This is a genomic window from Sphingobacterium sp. UBA7038, from assembly GCF_002494055.1.
Classification (GTDB): domain Bacteria; phylum Bacteroidota; class Bacteroidia; order Sphingobacteriales; family Sphingobacteriaceae; genus Sphingobacterium; species Sphingobacterium multivorum.
Genome location: NZ_DLAV01000004.1, coordinates 37178 through 57262 on the forward strand (window position 1 = coordinate 37178; position 20085 = coordinate 57262).

The 20085-nt window shown below is 39.0% G+C and carries 21 protein-coding genes; 11 read left to right on the forward strand and 10 right to left on the reverse strand.

The window, feature by feature from the left end; translation table 11 throughout:
• Window positions 1-89: 89 nt before the first annotated feature.
• The 6 genes from efp to B3H30_RS00805 form a co-directional block, all read right to left on the reverse strand.
• The gene (gene efp, locus B3H30_RS00780; protein WP_046674772.1) at window positions 90-650 is read right to left on the reverse strand and encodes an elongation factor P; all 561 of its coding nucleotides are present in this window, start codon (window positions 648-650) and stop codon (window positions 90-92) included.
• 258 nt (window positions 651-908) lie between these two features.
• Entirely contained in the window at window positions 909-1538 is a 630-nt protein-coding gene (locus B3H30_RS00785) for an ABC transporter ATP-binding protein (protein WP_312128732.1), read from the reverse strand.
• A gap of 17 nt (window positions 1539-1555) precedes the next feature.
• Window positions 1556-2344, reverse strand: coding sequence for an acyl-ACP--UDP-N-acetylglucosamine O-acyltransferase (gene lpxA, locus B3H30_RS00790; RefSeq protein WP_070561692.1), 789 nt, complete (start codon window positions 2342-2344; stop codon window positions 1556-1558).
• Between the two features lie 10 nt (window positions 2345-2354).
• Complete coding sequence (locus B3H30_RS00795; protein WP_175441947.1) at window positions 2355-3755, reverse strand: bifunctional UDP-3-O-[3-hydroxymyristoyl] N-acetylglucosamine deacetylase/3-hydroxyacyl-ACP dehydratase; 1401 nt, start codon at window positions 3753-3755, stop codon at window positions 2355-2357.
• 138 nt (window positions 3756-3893) lie between these two features.
• A complete protein-coding gene (gene lpxD / locus B3H30_RS00800) occupies window positions 3894-4934 on the reverse strand; it encodes a UDP-3-O-(3-hydroxymyristoyl)glucosamine N-acyltransferase (protein ID WP_046674769.1) in 1041 nt (346 codons plus the stop codon).
• Window positions 4935-4967: 33 nt separating this feature from the next.
• Complete coding sequence (locus B3H30_RS00805; protein WP_070561694.1) at window positions 4968-6218, reverse strand: HD domain-containing protein; 1251 nt, start codon at window positions 6216-6218, stop codon at window positions 4968-4970.
• Window positions 6219-6436: 218 nt separating this feature from the next.
• On the opposite strand from B3H30_RS00805, the gene B3H30_RS00810 reads away from it, so the two are divergent.
• From B3H30_RS00810 to B3H30_RS00820, 3 genes are read left to right on the forward strand one after another with little or no spacing between them, the layout of a single operon-like run.
• On the forward strand, window positions 6437-7990 hold the full coding sequence (locus B3H30_RS00810) for a bifunctional response regulator/alkaline phosphatase family protein (RefSeq protein ID WP_070561696.1): 1554 nt from the start codon (window positions 6437-6439) through the stop codon (window positions 7988-7990).
• 12 nt (window positions 7991-8002) lie between these two features.
• Window positions 8003-8413, forward strand: coding sequence for a tRNA (adenosine(37)-N6)-threonylcarbamoyltransferase complex ATPase subunit type 1 TsaE (gene tsaE / locus B3H30_RS00815; RefSeq protein WP_070561699.1), 411 nt, complete (start codon window positions 8003-8005; stop codon window positions 8411-8413).
• A gap of 24 nt (window positions 8414-8437) precedes the next feature.
• Window positions 8438-9484: an ABC transporter ATP-binding protein gene (locus tag B3H30_RS00820; protein ID WP_070561701.1), complete on the forward strand. Its 1047-nt coding sequence runs from the start codon at window positions 8438-8440 to the stop codon at window positions 9482-9484.
• A gap of 9 nt (window positions 9485-9493) precedes the next feature.
• Here B3H30_RS00820 and B3H30_RS00825 read toward each other — a convergent pair whose 3' ends face one another.
• Entirely contained in the window at window positions 9494-10345 is an 852-nt protein-coding gene (locus B3H30_RS00825; protein ID WP_070561704.1) for an alpha/beta hydrolase, read from the reverse strand.
• 112 nt (window positions 10346-10457) lie between these two features.
• Window positions 10458-11669: an alanine dehydrogenase gene (locus B3H30_RS00830; protein ID WP_070561706.1), complete on the reverse strand. Its 1212-nt coding sequence runs from the start codon at window positions 11667-11669 to the stop codon at window positions 10458-10460.
• 134 nt (window positions 11670-11803) lie between these two features.
• Between B3H30_RS00830 and B3H30_RS00835 the strand changes: the two genes are divergently transcribed.
• From B3H30_RS00835 to ytxJ, 5 genes are all read left to right on the forward strand, one after another.
• Entirely contained in the window at window positions 11804-13729 is a 1926-nt protein-coding gene (locus B3H30_RS00835; RefSeq protein WP_070561708.1) for a polysaccharide biosynthesis protein, read from the forward strand.
• A gap of 78 nt (window positions 13730-13807) precedes the next feature.
• The gene (locus B3H30_RS00840; protein WP_046674761.1) at window positions 13808-14479 is read left to right on the forward strand and encodes a tetratricopeptide repeat protein; all 672 of its coding nucleotides are present in this window, start codon (window positions 13808-13810) and stop codon (window positions 14477-14479) included.
• 88 nt (window positions 14480-14567) lie between these two features.
• Window positions 14568-15056: a 6,7-dimethyl-8-ribityllumazine synthase gene (gene ribH / locus B3H30_RS00845; RefSeq protein ID WP_070561710.1), complete on the forward strand. Its 489-nt coding sequence runs from the start codon at window positions 14568-14570 to the stop codon at window positions 15054-15056.
• A gap of 287 nt (window positions 15057-15343) precedes the next feature.
• Window positions 15344-16084 carry a hypothetical protein gene (locus B3H30_RS00850; protein WP_070561712.1) on the forward strand — a complete coding sequence of 247 codons (741 nt, stop codon included), beginning with the start codon at window positions 15344-15346 and terminating at the stop codon, window positions 16082-16084.
• Between the two features lies 1 nt (window position 16085).
• Complete coding sequence (gene ytxJ, locus B3H30_RS00855) at window positions 16086-16424, forward strand: bacillithiol system redox-active protein YtxJ (protein ID WP_197084070.1); 339 nt, start codon at window positions 16086-16088, stop codon at window positions 16422-16424.
• A gap of 118 nt (window positions 16425-16542) precedes the next feature.
• Here the strand turns inward: ytxJ and B3H30_RS00860 are convergent, their stop codons facing one another.
• Together B3H30_RS00860 and B3H30_RS00865 are read right to left on the reverse strand one after the other, a co-directional pair.
• Window positions 16543-17592 carry an isoaspartyl peptidase/L-asparaginase family protein gene (locus B3H30_RS00860; RefSeq protein ID WP_286709469.1) on the reverse strand — a complete coding sequence of 350 codons (1050 nt, stop codon included), beginning with the start codon at window positions 17590-17592 and terminating at the stop codon, window positions 16543-16545.
• Window positions 17585-17995 (reverse strand): RNA-binding S4 domain-containing protein, encoded by a 411-nt coding sequence (locus B3H30_RS00865; protein WP_070561714.1) that lies wholly within the window; start codon window positions 17993-17995, stop codon window positions 17585-17587. The genes B3H30_RS00860 and B3H30_RS00865 overlap by 8 nt, the downstream gene beginning before the upstream one ends.
• A gap of 177 nt (window positions 17996-18172) precedes the next feature.
• Here B3H30_RS00865 and B3H30_RS00870 point away from each other — a divergent pair, with 177 nt between their 5' ends.
• The 3 genes from B3H30_RS00870 to B3H30_RS00880 are packed head-to-tail and all read left to right on the forward strand — an operon-like array spanning window position 18173 to window position 20075.
• On the forward strand, window positions 18173-18991 hold the full coding sequence (locus tag B3H30_RS00870) for a 2,3,4,5-tetrahydropyridine-2,6-dicarboxylate N-succinyltransferase (RefSeq protein ID WP_070561716.1): 819 nt from the start codon (window positions 18173-18175) through the stop codon (window positions 18989-18991).
• 24 nt (window positions 18992-19015) lie between these two features.
• On the forward strand, window positions 19016-19594 hold the full coding sequence (locus B3H30_RS00875) for an L-threonylcarbamoyladenylate synthase (RefSeq protein WP_070561718.1): 579 nt from the start codon (window positions 19016-19018) through the stop codon (window positions 19592-19594).
• A 1-nt stretch (window position 19595) separates the two neighbouring features.
• On the forward strand, window positions 19596-20075 hold the full coding sequence (locus B3H30_RS00880) for a DUF4920 domain-containing protein (protein WP_286709470.1): 480 nt from the start codon (window positions 19596-19598) through the stop codon (window positions 20073-20075).
• Window positions 20076-20085 lie beyond the last annotated feature (10 nt).

Genomic DNA, 20085 nt, shown 5'->3' on the forward strand with positions numbered 1-20085 from the left:
CAACTCAGTTGAAACTTTTGTAAAAAAAAACGGCCTTGTAGCGAGCGCTAACAAGACCGAATAATCAACCTAAACCTAAAATCTTTGTATTATTTTACGCGCTCGATATAATTACCTGTTTGCGTATCAACTCTTACTTTCTCACCTTGATTAATGAACAACGGCACCATAATTTCAACACCAGTCTCTACAGTTGCTTTTTTCAATGCATTTGTAGAAGTATCTCCTTTTACAGCCGGTTCAGTATATGTAATTTCCAACTCAACACTTTTTGGAGCTTCTGCCATGATAGGCTCATCACTTTCAAAAGCAATAATTACAGTCATTCCCTCTTTCAAGAAACGAGCTGAATCACCGAACAAAAATTTAGGAATATTGAATTGCTCGTAGGTATTGTTATCCATTACCACGAAGAAATCTCCATCCTCATACAAATACTGATAATCGCTAGTTTCTACACGCGCTATTTCTACAGATTCGTCAACTCTAAAACGGTATTCAACTAACTTACCAGTTTTAACATTACGCATTCTCGCTTGATAAAACGCGCGTAAATTACCTGGTGTACGGTGTATATATTCTTCTACGGATACTAATTCTCCGTTAAATCTTAAGATATTTCCTGATTTTACCTCTGATGCCTTAGCCATTCTTTGAATTGAACTTTAAACGGTTATCTCATTATTGAGTCGTCAAAAGTACAAAAACTAATTGTGTTATTAAAATTTCATTCGCTACTTTTTTTCTGAACCTGTTTGTTTTTATTGGCCGGAGAGAACCTTCAGTTCACTTTTGTAGCTGCTCATGATGATACAGTCTTGACGGTTTTATTGAAAGTAGCTATTTTTAATACAGGACAAGAACTTTTCGCCTATTTTCGATGTGATAGCAACAAATTGTTGATCTCCCTAAGGCTTAAAATCGACTATAGAAATACTTTCATCGCAGAATTCATACTCTTTTTTTTGGTTCGAACAGACGATAAACAATCTAGACTCCAATTTTGTACGCTCAATTAAACGAAGATACCATTGTTCACCCGCACTATCCAAATTACTTGTAGGCTCATCCAACAAAACCAAGGCAGATGCAGAACAACAAGCTAGCGCTAGCTTGACACGTTGACGCATACCTGATGAAAAAAAACGGATCTCTCTGTCAAGCGCAAGTTCCAATCCCAATAGCTTTACAACAGTTGCTTTATCAAAAGAAGGAAGATAATTTTTAAATTTAAAATGAAAATCAATCAGCTCGTTTAAGGTAAATTCCTCGATCAGTTCAACATAAGGAGCTGCGAGAGACAGCTGCTGATATATCGTATCCACACCCAGGACTTGGTCTCCATCGGTGTAGATCAGTTCACCCGCTGAGGGTGTCAAACTACTTGAAAGCACTTTTAAGAAAGTGGACTTTCCGGAACCATTATGGCCAAGGATGGCATAACTCTTGCCGGACTCGAAGGTATAGTTTATATGCCTAAAAATCCATTCATTGTTATACCTCCTACCAATATCTTTTAATGTAATTTTCAAATTCACTAGAATCGACAAAGCGACTACATCGCTCTATTATTGAATCCTTTCATGATACCCCGGCCTGAGTTTCGAATAAAATCCAAAATTTCATCACGGATTTCCGTTGCCTGATATTCAGCTTCTATAATTTCTATTGCTTTAGCCAGATTTCTGTTTTGAACAAAAAGAATGCGATAAAGATTCTGAATCTCGGCAATTTGCTCTTCCGAAAATCCTCTTCTTCTCAATCCAACAGAATTAATACCCGCATAAGAAATCGGTTCACGTGCGGCCTTAACAAAAGGTGGAATATCCTTACGTACCAATGAACCACCGGTAACAAATGCATGCGAACCAATTTTAACAAATTGGTGAACAGCGACCATCCCAGCAAGTACAACATAATCGCCTACTGTAATATGTCCAGCAAGTGTACTGTTGTTCGAAAAAACACAATTATCACCTACTTCACAATCATGTGCAACATGACTATACGCTTGGATCAAACAATTTTTTCCAATGACCGTTCTATACCTATCCTTAGTTCCTCTATTGATTGTTACACACTCACGAATGGTTGTATTGTCTCCAATTTCGGCTGTCGTAATCTCACCATCAAATTTTAAATCTTGAGGTTCGCCAGAGATTACTGCACCGGGATATATTTTACAGTTTTTTCCAATTCGAGCTCCATCCATGATCGTCACATTTGATCCTATCCAAGTGCCTTCGCCAATGACGACATCTTTATAAATGGTTACAAATGGCTCGATGACCACATTTTTAGCAATTTTTGCATCCGGATGAATATAAGCTAATGGCTGTATCATCTATACTACTTTAGTTGTTATTTACTCTTACGATCTGTGCCATAAGCTCCGCTTCGCACACAATTTTCTCTCCTACCATAGCCACACCTTTCATTTTTGCGATACCTCTTCGGATCGGCTCCATCAAGTCGCATCTAAAAATAACAGAATCCCCTGGAGTTACCTGCGCTTTAAAACGTGCATTTTCAATTTTAAGGAATAAGGTCAACCAATTCTCTGGATCAGGGACCGTCTTCAGCACTAAAATTCCTCCTGTCTGTGCCATAGCCTCTACCTGCAAAACACCGGGAAATAATGGCGCACCAGGAAAATGTCCCATAAATAGATCTTCGTTCATGGTAACATTTTTCAAACCCACCACATGTGTTTCCGTCAACTCAAGAATTTTATCGACCATAAGCATGGGCTGACGATGCGGTAAAATCTTCATGATTTCTACTGTATCGTATAATGCAGGCATATTGGGATCGTAAACTTTAATTTTTTTACGTGTTTTATCTTTTTTGATCTGCTCCTTTATCTTTTTTGCAAAAGCCACATTCGCTGCATGACCTGGTCGTGCAGCCATAATATGCCCTTTCAAAGGTCTTCCGACAAGTGCTAAATCTCCAACCATGTCCAACAATTTATGTCGAGCAGGTTCATTTTGGTAACGCAATTGATTATTGTTTAATATTCCTTCCTTAGCAACTGCAACGGTTTCTTTATGAAAAAGATGCGCTAATTTCTGCAATTCCTCGGGAGAAGTCTCCTTATCCACAATAACGATTGCATTACTCAAATCACCACCTTTAATTAGGCCATGATCAACCAACATTTCCAATTCGTGTAAAAAACAAAACGTACGTGAAGAGGCTATTTCTGATTTAAAGTCCTCAATCGATGTTATTGCGGCATGTTGGCTTCCCAACACCGGCGAGTTAAAATCGATCATACAAGTCAAACGATACCCGTCCATCGGCATACCCAGTATTTCAACTTTGCGATCTGGCTCTGCATAATGGATATTATTGGATATCTCATAATAATCCCGGTCAGCATCTTGTTCTTCAAATCCCGCTTCCTCCAGCAACTTCACAAAAATAGCTGAGCTACCATCGAGTATGGGTATTTCAGGGCCATCAATATCAATCAGCACATTATCGATTTGTAAACCAATTAACGATGCCATCAAATGTTCAATTGTACTCACACTTGCTCCATTCTGCGTTATTGTCGTCCCTCTGGAGGTATCCGTCACATTATCCGCATCAACCAAAATTTCTGGTTGTCCCGCTAAATCTACACGTCTGAACTTAAACCAGTGATTTTCCGGAGCTGGCTTGATCGTCATCGATACAATTTTCCCTGTATGAAGACCTACCCCCGAAATTTCAACCTCGTTTTTGATGGTTCGCTGTTTTACATTCATTTCTAATAACATATTTTTAAATCAAAACTTCTTTTGACAAAACATTTATCCCTTAAGCTACATCGATGTTGCCATAGCCGTGCCTGGAATGCTTATTTCATCACCATTAAAGAACAGTTTATTTTCAATGAAAAATAATTATTTCAATTTTTTTTCTACTAACTTTTCTAACTCTTGGATTCGTTTTTCCAACTCAGGGAGGCGTGCAAAAATCACATTAGAACGCAATTGGGGCTGATAAGGCATCACCGGTGTACCGCCCCACTTTTTACCTTCTTCTTTAATCGATCTATTCACTCCTGATTGCGCCTGGATTTGAGAGCCCTTTGCAACAACAATATGACCAACAACCCCAACCTGGCCTCCTAAAACCACATGTTCTCCAATTTTTGAGCTACCAGAAATACCTGTTTGCGCTGCGATCACAGTATTCTTTCCAATATCAACATTATGTGCAATTTGAATCAAATTATCCAACTTAACACCATCACGCACGATTGTAGCACCCATTGTTGCTCTATCGATTACTGTATTGGCGCCGATCTCAACATTATCCTCCACTTGCACATAACCAATCTGAGGTACTTTTTTATATGTTCCGTCTTCTTGTGGTGCAAATCCAAATCCATCCGATCCGATCACAACACCAGAATGTACGACGACATTTTTCCCAATCTTACAATCATGATAAATCTTCACCCCTGGATAGAGTGTTGTATTATCTCCAATCGTTACTTTATCGCCAATATAGACCTGTGGGTAAATTTTCACGTTATCTCCAATGGAAGCTCCGCGTCCAATATATACAAATGCACCGATATAACCTCCTTGGCCGATCTCCGCTTCAGTATGTATAAAATGAGGCTCCTCACGTCCGCTTTTGTCAAGACGGAACTCATTATACATATTCAGAATAGTAGAGAAAGCAGCATATGCATTCTTCACCCGTATGATCGTTAAAGTCGGCTTAGTTGCTTGGGTCAATTGTAAATCTTCATTCACAATTACAATCGAGGCGTCAGTAGTATAAATAAAATGCTCATATTTTGGATTTGACAAAAAAGAAAGATCGCCTTTTTTACCTTCCTCAATTTTGGCAAGGTTACCTACAGTAACTTCTGGATTTCCTTCAATCCGTCCTTCTAATAATGTCCCTATTTGTTGAGCAGTAAATTGCATGGTACAAATCTATGTTTTTTTATTAAAAAATAACTACTTGATGGAAGTAATTGCAACATATCCCACCTCTTTTGGATAACATAAGGCGTATTTAGCCACATTTTTCGATAGTGCTTCTAAATTCCCTAGATCAGAAGCCTCTGTTATATCCACGAGCTCACCGGATTTCAATAATATTTTTATTTGATCCTTGGAAGAATTATAGGCACGGTTTTGAATTTCCTGCATAAATACATAATAATGAATATCCTCCTGAGCCACACCCAGCTCAGCTTGTACTTTCGATTTCACTAAATCTACATATGCTGGCGAGAATGGTTTATTGCTCATGACAGAGCGATATAGATTACGTTTCATAACGCGCTGGCACATTGTACTTAAAATAGAATCCTCATGATGTTCCCATGTTTTTATCGCAGACATAATATCCGTATCATCTAAACGAGTAAACCAATCCAAATGTAACGGATCATCCAAAAAATTAGTTTTGTTGACCTGCTGGCTTAAAAACCAATGAAAAGCCGGGGTAGAAAAGAGCTTATGACCAGTAGCCGTTAAATATTTTGCCCGCTGCAGAATTTTAATCAATAATTGTTCAGCACCGATAACGGTCTTATGTAAATAGACTTGCCAATACATGAGCCGTCGTGCAATCAGGAATTTCTCCACAGAATACAGCCCTTTATATTCCACCACGATTTCATCCGCCACGACATTGAGCATTTTTATGATACGATCAAATGAGATCACGCCTTCCGATACACCGGTAAAAAAACTATCTCTATTGAGGTAATCCATTCGATCAACGTCCAATTGGCTCGACACCAATTGATGGAGAAATCTGCGTTCATATTTATTGTTAAAGATTGTAATTGCCAAGCTTAACCTTCCGTCCAAATCCTGGTTGATACGATCCATCAACAGGGAGGACAATAACTCATGTGAAACTCCTTCAATCAAACTATGCTCCAAAGAATGGGAAAAAGGACCATGACCGATATCATGCAGTAAAATTGCCGAAAGAACAGCCTCCTCTTCATCCGCAGAAATGATGACACCTTTACTCCGCAAAGTTTCCAAAGCCATTGACATCAAATGCATCGCCCCTATGGCGTGCTGAAAACGAGTATGTAAAGCTCCGGGATAGACAAGATGCGTCATGCTCACCTGCTTAATATAGCGGAGCCTTTGAAAATAAGGATGTTGCACTAAGTCGAAGACCAATCCTGTAGGAATAGCGACAAATCCATATACCGGATCATTAATAATTTTATTTTTGTTCAACGTGGCGACAAATTAATACGATCATCAACACTATAAATTATGAAACCGAGCGCTTTAATTACGAAGCCTTGGGTAACACTAGTATAAACTTAAAACAAAGATAGTTAGTTCACCGTTAAGAAATGTTAAAAATAAAATCTAAAGCACGATATTTGCTTATGTTAGCATGAGATCGAAAATCCGATCCTCCCCTCTACTAATAGACATATAATAACAAGATGCAAAAAACACATATCCTTTGGGCTGACGATGAGATTGACTTTCTAAAACCACACATATTATTTTTAGAAAGCAAAGGTTACAAAGTTGACACGGTCAACAATGGAAATGATGCCGTTGAAGCCTTTAAGAATGGTTTTTTCCACCTCGTTTTCCTAGACGAAAATATGCCTGGGCTAACCGGGCTCGAAACACTTGCTATACTCAAATCGATCAACCCTACTGTCCCTGTTGTTCTGGTTACAAAAAACGAAGAAGAACATGTCATGGAAGATGCCATCGGCTCCAAAATAGATGATTATCTGATCAAGCCGGTCAACCCCAAGCAGATCTTGATGACAATTAAAAAATTAACGGAGAACAAGCGTCTTGTCAATGAGAAAACATCCATGGCCTATCAACAAGACTTCCGCAATTTAGGGATGATTCTAAATGACAATTTGGATTTCAATCAATGGTCAGAAGTCTACAAAAAATTGGTCTACTGGGAATTGTCTCTCGAAAAGCTTGAAGATAACAATATGCATGAAATTCTGACGATGCAAAAATCCGAAGCAAACATGCAATTCTCAAAATTTATTGAAAACAACTATATACAATGGATTAATCGTCCCGAAAACGCGCCCATTCTATCCCACCAGCTATTTAAGAAGAAGGTATTTCCGACCATAGAAGATCATATTCCGACATTTTTCTTTCTAATAGACAATTTGCGTTTCGATCAATGGAAAATTATCAATGAGGTCATTACCGATTATTTTAGACTTGAGGAGGAGATAACCTATTACAGTATTTTACCAACAGCAACACAATATGCTAGAAATGCCATCTTTAGTGGCTTAACTCCACTGGAAATGGAAAAACGCTTTCCGAAATTATGGCAAAACGATGAAGATGAAGGCGGCAAGAATTTATATGAGGATAAATTTTTGGAAGATCAGATCAAACGACTTTACCGCAAGTCCATAAAACACTCCTACACGAAAATTTTGACCCTGGAACAAGGAAAGGATGTGTTAGACAATCTTGGTAATTTGATGCACAATCAACTGAATGTATTGGTGTATAACTTTGTTGACATGCTTTCTCACGCACGTACAGACAGCTCTATGATTCGTGAATTAGCAAACGATGAAGCGGCATATCGCTCGCTTACATTGTCATGGTTTGAACACTCACCTTTATTAGAGGTTATAAAATGGCTCTCTCAAAAGAAAGTTCGTGTGATCATTACAACCGACCACGGCACGATCCGGGTAAAAAAACCAAGTAAAATAGTTGGTGACCGCAACACAAATACAAATTTGAGATATAAGCAAGGGAAAAACCTGAACTATATTGACAAAGATGTTTTTGCTATCAAAAATCCCCACGAGGCACAGCTGCCTAAACTTCATGTAAGTTCAACATACGTTTTTGCCAAAGAAGATTCGTATTTTGTTTACCCTAACAACTACAATCAATTTGTCAATTACTTTAATGGAACATTCCAACATGGTGGAATATCGCTGGAAGAAATGATTATCCCCTTTGCGACATACCTACCGAAATAGTAATTTTGCAACATGGAAATTATTGTAAATACCACAGCAGATCTATCTCAAGCGGCTCAGACACTTTTAAATAGTTTTCCAAAGGACCGGATTTTTCTATTATATGGTTCCATGGGAGCAGGAAAGACAACTTTTGTAAAACACCTGTGTAAACAATTGAATGTACAAGATAGTACATCTAGTCCAACATTCTCCATTGTTAATGAATATGAGTCTCCAGCTGGCCCCGTATATCACTTTGATTTTTACCGCATTAAAGATGAACAGGAGGCATTCGATTTTGGTTATGAGGAATATTTCTATTCCGGTGCTTATTGCTTTGTTGAGTGGCCGGAGAAAATCCCCAACTTACTTCCTGAAGAAGCAAAAGAGATACATATTAGCATCCTAGATGCAACAACACGTCAAATTTCTATTCGTTAACTACCTTTTTTTCGACTCCCTACTATGGCTCATTCATCCTCTTGTCAATATATTCCAACTGATATCCATGTGCCCGGATTAGCGGCTATACATGCCGAACACTTGAGCTTTTCCTTTCATGAGAACAATATGCAGTTTGCTGTTGAAAATAGTTCTTTCGATATCGACGAAGGAAAAATAACAGCGATCATTGGTGAATCTGGTAGTGGAAAAAGTACCTTGCTTAGACTTATATACGGTCTTTTGGAACCAACTGGTGGCATTGTGCGCTATAAAGGTTGGCAGGTCCCGACGCGCAAGGACAAGCTGATCCCCGGACATGATGCCATGAAATTAGTCTCGCAAGGCTTTGACGATTTGAATACGTATGCCAATGTATGGGATAATGTTGCTTCCCAATTGCCAAACACAGATATCAAACGCAAACAAGACAAAACTGCGGAAATATTACAACGTCTACGGATTGATCACCTCGCTAAAAAAAGAGTAGCCGACATCAGTGGCGGAGAAAAACAACGCGTCGCAATCTGTCGTGCACTAATCAACGAGCCTGAAGTCTTACTTATGGATGAACCATTCAATCAGGTCGATGCCTCTTTTAGGGATACCTTACAACAGGACATCAAGGATATTGTTAAAGAAACCGGGCTAACCGTCATTTTAGTTTCACACGATCCGACGGAAGTACTTGCCCTGGCAGATAATCTTATTGTGATGAAATCTGGCAAAATCCTGGATCAAAACAACCCACATGTGTTGTACAGCAATCCATCGCACCCTTATACTGCCCAATTATTGGCAAAAAGCAATATATTACAGGTTGAGCAAGCTCAAAATTTAGGCATAGCAAGCGAAAAACCAATCGCGATACATCAAGAATGGATCTCAATCAGTCCTGCTGAGCAGTCTACTTTTTTTGTGAAAGATGTCCGATTCAGAGGTTTTTATTATGAAATCGTCGTCAGCAATAATGAGATTAACTTACATGCGATTATTACATCGCAAATAATTCCACAAAAACAACAGGCTGTTGACCTAACAATATCCCACTGGATCTCTTTTGACCATTAATTGCATAGCTTAGTCCTGTGTATCAAGCCAAGATAAAAATGCGTCAAACCATAACTTATCCGAAGTTTTGTTAATTAATCCAAAACCGTGTCCCCCTTGCTCAAAGGTATAAAGCTTGTTGGGTACTTTTGACTTGTCCAGAGCAGCAATCATTCTATAACTGTTTTCTATCGGTACAGCTGTATCGTCTTTGGCATGTACAAAGAAAACCGGACAAACTTCAGGAGATACCTGCAAATTGGAAGAAAAAAGGTTGATTTGGTCTTCTGAAGGGTTTTCTCCGATGAGATTTATACGCGAACCTTTGTGTGTGATATCATTTTGCATAGAGATTACAGGATAAATTAATCCAGCAAAATCAGGTCTTAGGGATACATGTGAAGGATTCACTATATAGTCTTTCTTAAACTTCGTTATTAAAGTGGAAGCCAAATGTCCGCCTGCGGAAAATCCGATAACCCCCACCTTTCGAAGTCCGGGGTGCAGGGTTCTGATCAATTGCATTGCCCGCTGCGCGTCCTGAAGAGGCCCTATAGATTTGTCACGCATGATATTCGGCGAAGGCAATCGATATTGCAAAACATATGCCGAATACCCATTTTTCACCAACTCTTTAGCAACGGCATGTCCCTCATGATCCATTGCGATATGAGCATACCCGCCCCCAGGAATAACCAGTACGGCGATATTTTTATCGACACTTTTATCTGCTGTATAGGCAAATAGCTTGGGGACGTTCTTTTCTAAATTTACCTGCTCTTTATCAGTCGCATTTGGAATAGAATCTGCATAAAGGTTGATTGCCTCCTGCGCTTTAACAAGCGAGATCAAGGAACATAAAATCATAAAAACTTTTTTCATTTAAATAACATTTAAAAAAGATCGCAAAATTATATTTACTAGAAATATCCTTCCATTTTACATGCAACATCTGCATGGAGTAGATCAAGAAGCAGCTGGATACGCTTAGAATTTATAACGAAGAGACGACTAATAAATCTAAATCCTTTGCTGTCATATTAAACCTGGAGGCCATATCTATATTCGTCAGATTACCTTGATACAAATAAATGGAACTTCGAATACCAGGGTTCTTCCAAATGGCATTTTTCAATCCCCCGAGTTCAGCGAAATCGAGCAAAATCGAAGTGAAGATATTGCTCATGGCATAGGTGGCTGTTCGCGCTACCCGAGACGCTATATTAGGAACACAATAGTGAATAACATCAAATTTCCGAAAGATAGGTTTATCGTGAGAGGTCACCTCCGAAGTCTCAAAATTACCACCTTGATCAATGCTTACATCTATAACAACGGAATTGGGTTTCATTTTAGAAACGGTCTCTTCCGAAATCACGCAAGCGGAACGTCCATTAAGCGCTCGTAAAGCACCGATAACAACGTCTGAACTGATCACGGCTTTGTTTAAAATAATAGGTTGTATAACAGATGTAAACACACGACTACCCAGGTTATTTTGTAGGCGTCTAAGTTTATAAATCGAATTATCAAATACTTTTACCTCTGCTCCTAGCGCCAAAGCCGTCCGAGCAGCTTGTTCACCAACGGTCCCTGCGCCGATAATAACAACTTCGGTCGAGGCTACCCCGGTAACGCCGCCGAGCATCAGTCCCTTGCCTCCAAATGCATTGCTCAGATACTCTCCAGCAATTAAAGTTGCCGTCGCCCCTACGATTTCACTCATAGCACGAACCACAGCTAGGCAACCGCCCTCATCTCTTAAATATTCGTAAGAAATTGCGGTAATTTTTTTATGCATTAATGCCTTTAAGACATCCAAGTTCATAAGTGAAGGTTGCTGAGAAGATAATAAAAGCTGTCTTTCTTTCATCAGCTTGACTTCACTAATTACAGGGCTGCCTACCTTGATGATCAGATCCGCTTGGTACACTTCTTCTCTTGAAGATACAATACGGGCTCCCTGCTCACTATAATGGTGATCCAAAAAATTGGCTCCTGCTCCTGCTCCCGTCTCAATGATTACTTCGTGCCCATTTTCTACCAATAATGCAACCGCTAATGGTGTCAGGCAAATTCGCTTTTCCTGAAGCGAGATTTCTTTTGGAATGCCAATAAATAAACTTTTTGCATTCTTTTTCTTCTCAAACAGCATCTCTTTTGGAGAAATCATAGCCTGACTCGCAAGCTTTCCTAACTCATTCATCTTGTAAAATTGATCGTTAGCTAAAATTACAACAAATAATCAATCTTATCAAACGAAGATAAATTTGGTTTGGCACAGCTTTGGAATGAAACAAATTTATCTACATTTGTTTTAAATTAATCAGATATAATACCATGCTCAGTAAAGTCAATATAGTGCCACGGTGGATCATTTTTTTATTGGACATCTTTAGTGTATCCGTCGCTTATCTCCTCGCAAATGTCATTTATTATGATTTTAATTTCGATTTTTTACTCGATATTGATTTTAGCATTCGTTACATTTTATTTATCGGTGTATGTTCTTTGTCGTTCTATCTCTTTAAAATGTATACTGGGATCGTGCGTTACACAAGCGCCATCGATTCCATACGTATATTATCAACGATAACATTCAGTGTGTTTGTTCTCCTCGTTATAAAACTAGTTATCCAAGCAAATGAAATCGAGCGCAACATTCCAACGGCACTCATTATCTTCTTTGCCCTATTCTCCTTTCTTATTTTAACTGTATATAGAACAATTATTAAGATTTTCTTTCTATACACCAAAAAAGTCAACGGTTCCAGAAAAAAAACACTGATCTACGGAGCTGGTGATTTGGGGATTGCTGTAAAAAGAACCTTAGACCATGATGTACGTTCCAAAAATGCTATTGTAGGATTCTTGGATGATAATGATCAAAAAATCAACAAAGTAATTGATGGGACCAAAATTTACTCTTCTCAAAAGTTTAGCCACCTCATCAACACACTAAATATTGAAGAGGTCATCATCGCGTCACACAACATCCCTTCGGACCGCAAAAATGAAATAACAGATGTCGCGCTCGAAAAAAACGTCAATATTTTAACACTTCCGCCCGTTAAAAAGATCATGAATGGCGACCTTAACCCCAATCAGATTCAGAAAATAAAAATTGAAGATTTGTTGGAAAGGGAGCCGATCAAGATTAACGACGACCACATCTTAAGCCAGACGAAGGGCAAAAGAATCCTTGTTACTGGAGCAGCCGGTTCTATCGGAAGTGAAATTGCAACCCAATTGGGAAGATACGAGCCCCAGATGATTATTCTTTGTGACCAAGCAGAGTCCCCCTTACATAATCTCCAGCTTGACCTTCAAGATGAATTCCCAAATCAAGTCTATCATACTTATATAGCAGACGTCCGAAGTACAAAAAGGATGCAATTGCTTTTTGACACGTTCAAGCCGCACTATGTTTATCATGCGGCAGCATACAAACATGTGCCAATGATGGAAAACCATCCTTTGGAAGCGGTACAGACCAATGTTATGGGAACAAAGAATTTGGCGGATTTAGCCGTAGAATTTCAGGTTGAAAAATTTGTCTTTGTCTCTACCGATAAAGCTGTAAATCCCACGAATATCATGGGGGCGACAAAACGTATCGCAGAAATCTATGTACAATCGTTAAACAATCATTTGGAAAATACATTGGGGGCAAGTGTTCACACCAAATTTATAACAACACGCTTTGGCAATGTCTTAGGCTCCAATGGATCTGTTATCCCCCGATTCAGGGACCAGATTCAGAAAGGTGGCCCTGTAACCGTTACTCATCCAGAAATTACACGGTATTTTATGACCATTCCCGAAGCATGCCGACTAGTCCTTGAAGCTGGAACAATGGGACAAGGTGGCGAAATTTTTGTCTTTGATATGGGTAAATCTGTAAAAATAGTAGAGCTAGCTAAAAAAATGATTCGCCTTTCGGGATTTAAACCGAATGAAGATATTGAAATAAAATTCACGGGATTAAGGCCTGGTGAAAAACTATATGAGGAATTACTAAATGATTTAGAGAATACCTTACCGACGCACCACGAGAAAATCATGATCGCCAAAGTCAGAGAAAATAATTATGATAGGGTGTGTATGAAAATCGGAGAATTGCAACAGCGTTTAGCGACGCAGAACAAAAACGAAGTTGTCTATCAAATGAAAATTATTGTACCTGAATTCAAAAGTAAAAACTCCATCTACGAACAGCTAGATAAGGAAATTGAACTATCGAATGAGTCGGAAAACCAAAGTTAATTCACGTTAAAATTTGCAAAACACTTGCAAATTTGCTCGAAAAGTGTATTTTTGCAATCCATATTTTACTGATTAGTAATGTCTAAAAACACAAATAATACAAATCAAGGTTTCAAACCTTCAAAAGGATCTTTTTTTCAAGATAACCAAAAAAGTGTCGTGTTCATTTTAGGTGGTATCGTTGTATTGATCTTACTTTATTTTGGTTATCAAAAGCTTTATCTAGATCCAAGAGCAGAAGAAGCTTCGAATCGTATGTACAAAGCAGAACAGCTTGCTACAATTGATTCGTTACAAAGCAAAGCAATCATGGGCGATGGTGCATTTCTTGGATTTAAACAAATTGCGGACGAATATTCCAATACAAAATCCGCAAATATTGCAAACGCATATTTAGGAGGTTTGTATTTGCGTCAAGGTAAATTCGATGAAGCTGCAAAAGCGCTTGAAAAATATGCTCCGACAGGAAGTCAAATTCTAGATCCACTCGTAATTGGTTTAACAGGTGATGCTTATTCAGAATTAAAAGACTACAAAAAAGCTGCAGACTACTATAAGCAGGCTTCTGAAAAATCAAGCAACTCGTATACAACTCCACTCTTTTTGAAAAAACTAGGACTTGTATATGAAGCCCAAAATGACTACAAAAGTGCAGAGACAGCTTACAAAAAGATTAAAACAGATTTTCCGGAGAGCCAAGAAGCTTCAACAATTGATGGTTTATTAGGCCGTGTACAAGCACATTTATAATAGAATAATTATAAAAATATACTAAAAAGAGGCTATTTGATAGCCTCTTTTTTTGTGACCATCTAAAATCACTATCTTTGTTCCTATTATGGCAAGTAGCATTAAAAATTTATCCGACTTTTCGCATATTCAGGTTGCGGATGCAAGTCCATTCAAATTTGCAATCGTTGTTGCACAATGGAATGCAGAAATCACAGGTGCATTATTGAATGGTGCAATTACAGGCTTAGAGAAGCATGGCGCTCAAGAAAAAAATATCCAAGTCATCGAGGTTCCTGGAAGTTTCGAATTAATTTCGGGAGCAGATCTTGTGTTCAGAAACCAGAATTTTGATGCTGTTATTTGTTTAGGCTGCGTCATTCAGGGTGAGACGAGACACTTTGATTTTATCTGCGATGCAGTTGCAAATGGCATTGCCAATGTAGGGCTCAAATACAATAAACCGGCCATTTTTGGTGTATTAACTACTGATAACCTTCAGCAAGCATTGGATCGTGCTGGTGGAAAACATGGCAACAAAGGTGAAGAAGCTGCTATTACAGCAATACAAATGGCTCATATTGCCAAAAAATTCTAGTTTGGTATTAATTTTGCCTACCATTCAATGATGAAAAGTATTACTGAGCACAGCTTATTACTCAGTTACTTATATTTTATACAAATCGATTAATAACATATTCAGTTATCTTATTAATCGATTTTTATTTTTTCACTGGAATAAATTGTTATTGAATTGTTTTGATTGTATTGTAAATCAGATGTACAACAATCGATAGTTTTATAGACAATGACGCAATGATGAAGTTTATCCCGATCAATTTTGATACGGCTTACTTGATGATTGTTTCTTAAAAAAATAGGATTATGAAAACATTATCGAATGTACTCTTGGTCGTTATGCTGACGTTATTCTGTCAGCTGGATCTAGTGGCGCAAGACGATAGTCTAAACAAGCAGATTTGGCAAAGTATTGGTGGCCAGGAAAAATGGGATTCTTTGCAATATTTGGCATTCTCAGCAAAGGGAAATACCATCTCCGACCAATTGTCAAAAGAAGAGCGAAAATTCTTGTTCAATCGCAGCACCGGAGCATGTCGATTTGACGGCTATAGCGCCACAGATCAGGTGACCTATCTGTTTAATTTTAAGAATCCAGGGGCCGATAAACTCTTTATTGAAGGGAATATAGCTGGAGATGGGCCAGAGCTAAAAAAGTCAATTAAAAACCAGCTATTTTCGGATCTCAATCTACTACTTTTACCCACCTTGATCGGACAGAAGAATGTGCAGCTAAAAAGTCAGAAGGAAAGTTTCAGCGCTGGACAAAAATTAACGATAGCAACTATCAGCTCGTCAGGCCCTATCTTTGGTTCAAAGATGGATGGTTTGCTTTACATTGATCAAAATACCGGTGAGATTGTACGTTACGAATACACAGATAAGGGCGAAAAAAACACTTATGAAGTGAGCAAATATAAGGAGATTGGCGATGGTATACGTTTACCTAGTTTCTTCAATTCGACAAGCAATGACCAAAAGAGTTGTATATTCTCCGCTATTTCGTCTTTTGTACAAGTAGAACAGAAAAAATTTACAGAACTATAATATGATTAACTGGATAGAATTAAATACAGAGGAACAGTTACAGGAGCTTTATCAATCTGATAAAGTTGCAGCCATCTTTAAACATAGCACGACTTGTGGTATCAGCAATATGGCTAAGCGCAGTCTTGAGCGTATGTCTGCGACGTCAGACCATGATTATGCAATCTATCTTTTAGATCTTTTGCGCTACCGTCCATTATCAAATGAGATTGCCCAACGTTGGAATGTAACACATCAATCCCCTCAGATACTGATTGTTGAAGGAAAAGAAAGTCTATATGATGCTTCCCATGGCGATATCCAATTTGATGAGATTGAACAATACCTGACGGCAATTTAAATAGTATAGGCCGTAATCGCTGTTCAATAAAAAATAGTTAACAAAATTTATCCCAAGGGGTTAATATGTTATATTGATCCCTTGGGATATATTATGATGATGAAAACAGCTGTGCTGGCTATTTATAAATTTCTACTGTTATCTTACCGTCTTTGGTCACGGTACCCCGGTACATCCCGGCAGTATTAAAAGGCATAGCAACATGTCCATTTTTATCCAGTGCGATCAGGCCGCCATTTCCGCCCATTTCACCAATCCGATCGATCACTTGCCGGCTCGCCTTATCAACATGTTCACCTTTGTATTCCATTAAAGCCGACACCGAATATGCAGCCACGGTGCGGATATAATATTCTCCCCATCCAGTACAGGAAACAGCACAGGTATTATTGTTCGCATACGTTCCAGCACCAATAATTGGCGAATCTCCGACACGTCCAAACTTCTTGTTTGTCATCCCTCCTGTAGATGTACCGGCGGCCAGGTTACCTGCTTTATCCAAAGCAACACAACCAACTGTACCAAATTTAGCATCCTTATTGATGATTCCTAAACGTGAGCTTTGTTTTTGATCGTGATCTAGTTGTGTTTGCGTACTGTCCTCCCTGTTCACTTTCTGCAAAGCATCCCAACGTGCTTTAGTCCAAAAATAAGAAGGATCTACGATGGTTAGCCCCACTTTTCTTGCAAATTCTTCGGCACCTTTCCCCACCATCATAACGTGCTCAGACTGTTCCATCACCGCTTTTGCTGCTGAGATTGGATTTTTGATCGTCGTCACTCCTGCAACTGATCCCGCAGCCAAGGATTTACCATCCATAATGGAGGCATCCAGCTCGTTGCGTCCGTCATGTGTAAAAACCGCTCCTTTCCCTGCATTAAACAAAGGTGAGTCTTCCATCACATGGATAGCCGATTCGACGGCATCCAAACTGGATTTACCTTCTTGCAACTTTTGATAGCCTATACGAAGTGCTTGCTCTAAGACAATCCGATAAGCTTGTTCCATCGAATCTGTCATATTCTTTTTCAAGATCGTCCCCGCTCCACCATGGATCGCCAAAACAAATCCGCCCTCTGTCACGTTTACAGATTTTTTATACGACTTACAGGAGATAGCCAACAGGGCTCCCGCAATTATCACAGCACTTATCTTGAGCTTATTCATCTTCTTTCTCCCACCATTCTGAAGATTGTAAATCATCTATCTCACGACGGTCTTTTTTCGTAGGACGCCCTGTACCGCGATCGCGTTTTAGGACAGGAGCATGAAATACGGATTTAAACCCTACCGTTTCTTCTACAGGCGTCTGATCTTCGTAGAATTGAACAGCAGTCTTGGCGTCAACACGACGGTCTAAAAGACCTGTCACCTGCACCACTTTTTTTTCAATTCCCTTTTGGATATGGTATACATCTCCGATCTTAACTTCATAAGAGGGTTTTATATTTTGGCCTTTGAGTTTTACTCGTCCAGCCTTACAGGCCTCTGTTGCCAAGGTTCTTGTCTTAAATAAGCGAATTGACCACAAATATTTATCAATTCTCAATTTTTCTGATGTTCCAGCCATATTTACAAAAATAATTATATTCAGAAACTATCGGGGCCCCTTCCAGGTAAATTAACATATTTCCGTTATAAATATATGCTTAAAGCACAAGGAGCCATGGATAAAGTTGCTTTTAACTGCAACTTTATCTAAGTTTGTACATCAAAATAAACTAATTCAAATAAGCAAACAAATAATATGGTAGAGCCACTTAAAAAATTGATTGAGGAAGCTTGGGAAGATAGACAATTATTGGAGTATAAAGAATATACAGAAGCGATCCGCGCTGTTATCATGAAGTTGGATAGCGGTGAAATCCGTGTGGCTGAGATGATCGGTACAAGATGGCATGTAAATGATTGGATAAAAAAAGCGGTCATCTTATATTTTCCAATCAATGATATGCGCGAAATGACTGCAGGTCCTTTTGTGTTTCATGATAAAATGAAATTAAAAACAGACTACAAGCACACAGGTGTACGTGTTGTACCTGGAGCTTCCGCTCGTTTAGGTGCATATTTGGCTAAAGGAGTGATTATGATGCCTTCTTACGTTAATATCGGTGCTTATGTAGACGAAGGTACCATGGTGGATACCTGGGCAACTGTTGGCTCTTGTGCGCAAATTGGGAAACATGTACACTTAAGTGGCGGCGTCGGAATTGGAGGTGTATTGGAGCCGGTACAAGCAGCCCCGGTTATTATTGAGGACAATGTTTTTATCGGTTCAAGAGCGATCGTAGTAGAAGGCATTCGTGTAGAAAAAGAGGCTGTATTAGGTGCCAATGTTGTATTGACAGCCTCAACAAAAATTATCGACGTTACGGGACCTGAACCTGTAGAATATAAAGGTTATGTACCTGCCCGCTCTGTTGTTATTCCGGGTTCTTACACCAAGAAATTTGCAGCGGGGGAATACCAAGTTCCTTGCGCTTTGATCATTGGTCAACGTAAAGAGTCTACAGACAAAAAGACTTCATTAAATGACGCACTACGTGATCATAATGTAGCTGTATAAAGTTAAAACTAGTATAAAGATAAGATGAGTGCATTCGTAGATCGTGAGGATTTGAATAAGGCCTTGGAGACGTTAAAAAACGGCGGATTAATTCTATACCCCACCGATACCATTTGGGGGATAGGCTGTGATGCCACCAATCCAGAAGCCGTGGAGAAAGTTTTCCAACTAAAAGGAAGAGATAAATCCAAAAGTCTGATCGTCCTTTTACACAACGACAATCAATTAGCGAGTTATGTCAATGAAATCCCGGATGTGGCTTATCAACTTATTGAATATACAGAAAAACCCTTGACAATTGTCTATTCGAATGCCAAAAATCTTGCGCCCAATGCAATTGCTGAGGACGGTTCAATTGGCATTCGAATTGTCAAACACCCTTTTTGTGAACAGCTTTTGCAACGGTTTCGCAAACCGATCATTTCAACTTCGGCAAATATCAGTGGTGAGCCAACGGCAAAAGATTTTGACGAAATATCGGATGCCATCAAGGATGGGGTAGACTATATTGTTACCTATGACAGAAACGTAACAACAGATGGGAAATCATCTACTGTCATGAAGCTGGACCCTAGTGGTAAATTTGAATTTATTAGAAAATAGCATGAAAAAGATCGTTTTATTTTTTGCATTAGCCTTTGCTGTTACCAATATATCTTTGGCACAGCAAAAGGATATTCCCGCCGCCAAACCTGGTGTAAAATATGGGAAAGAAATCTCTGCGTCCAATGCGATTTCAGTAGCAAAGCTTGAAAAAGAACTTACGCAAAAGAACGCATTCAACGGAAAGGTAGCCGGTAAGGTCGTTGAGGTATGTAAGAAAAAAGGCTGTTTCATGACTTTGCAACGGGAAGGTGAAGAACCTATTACCGTTCGTTTTAAGGACTATGGTTTCTTCATGCCAGCAGACATTGTCGGTAAAACGGTTGTTGTCGAGGGTATTGCGAAGAAAAAAGAAGTTTCCGTAGCGTCGTTACAACATGCGGCAAAGGATCTGGGTAAATCACAGGCTGAAATAGATCAGATTACTCAACCTAAAAAAGATATTAGCATTATTGCCGACGGCGTTTTGGTTGTCAAATAAGCCCTTCTCA

Excerpts from the sequence above, each read along its gene's own strand:
- efp (WP_046674772.1), bottom strand. The coding sequence starts at position 650 with ATGGCTAAGGCATCAGAGGTAAAATCAGGAAATATCTTAAGATTTAAC.
- lpxA (WP_070561692.1), bottom strand. The coding sequence starts at position 2,344 with ATGATACAGCCATTAGCTTATATTCATCCGGATGCAAAAATTGCTAAA.
- B3H30_RS00795 (WP_175441947.1), bottom strand. The coding sequence starts at position 3,755 with ATGAATGTAAAACAGCGAACCATCAAAAACGAGGTTGAAATTTCGGGG.
- lpxD (WP_046674769.1), bottom strand. The coding sequence starts at position 4,934 with ATGCAATTTACTGCTCAACAAATAGGGACATTATTAGAAGGACGGATT.
- B3H30_RS00810 (WP_070561696.1), top strand. The coding sequence starts at position 6,437 with ATGCAAAAAACACATATCCTTTGGGCTGACGATGAGATTGACTTTCTA.
- tsaE (WP_070561699.1), top strand. The coding sequence starts at position 8,003 with ATGGAAATTATTGTAAATACCACAGCAGATCTATCTCAAGCGGCTCAG.
- B3H30_RS00820 (WP_070561701.1), top strand. The coding sequence starts at position 8,438 with ATGGCTCATTCATCCTCTTGTCAATATATTCCAACTGATATCCATGTG.
- B3H30_RS00825 (WP_070561704.1), bottom strand. The coding sequence starts at position 10,345 with ATGAAAAAAGTTTTTATGATTTTATGTTCCTTGATCTCGCTTGTTAAA.
- B3H30_RS00830 (WP_070561706.1), bottom strand. The coding sequence starts at position 11,669 with ATGAATGAGTTAGGAAAGCTTGCGAGTCAGGCTATGATTTCTCCAAAA.
- B3H30_RS00835 (WP_070561708.1), top strand. The coding sequence starts at position 11,804 with ATGCTCAGTAAAGTCAATATAGTGCCACGGTGGATCATTTTTTTATTG.
- B3H30_RS00840 (WP_046674761.1), top strand. The coding sequence starts at position 13,808 with ATGTCTAAAAACACAAATAATACAAATCAAGGTTTCAAACCTTCAAAA.
- ribH (WP_070561710.1), top strand. The coding sequence starts at position 14,568 with ATGGCAAGTAGCATTAAAAATTTATCCGACTTTTCGCATATTCAGGTT.
- B3H30_RS00850 (WP_070561712.1), top strand. The coding sequence starts at position 15,344 with ATGAAAACATTATCGAATGTACTCTTGGTCGTTATGCTGACGTTATTC.
- ytxJ (WP_197084070.1), top strand. The coding sequence starts at position 16,086 with ATGATTAACTGGATAGAATTAAATACAGAGGAACAGTTACAGGAGCTT.
- B3H30_RS00860 (WP_286709469.1), bottom strand. The coding sequence starts at position 17,592 with ATGAATAAGCTCAAGATAAGTGCTGTGATAATTGCGGGAGCCCTGTTG.
- B3H30_RS00865 (WP_070561714.1), bottom strand. The coding sequence starts at position 17,995 with ATGGCTGGAACATCAGAAAAATTGAGAATTGATAAATATTTGTGGTCA.
- B3H30_RS00870 (WP_070561716.1), top strand. The coding sequence starts at position 18,173 with ATGGTAGAGCCACTTAAAAAATTGATTGAGGAAGCTTGGGAAGATAGA.
- B3H30_RS00875 (WP_070561718.1), top strand. The coding sequence starts at position 19,016 with ATGAGTGCATTCGTAGATCGTGAGGATTTGAATAAGGCCTTGGAGACG.
- B3H30_RS00880 (WP_286709470.1), top strand. The coding sequence starts at position 19,596 with ATGAAAAAGATCGTTTTATTTTTTGCATTAGCCTTTGCTGTTACCAAT.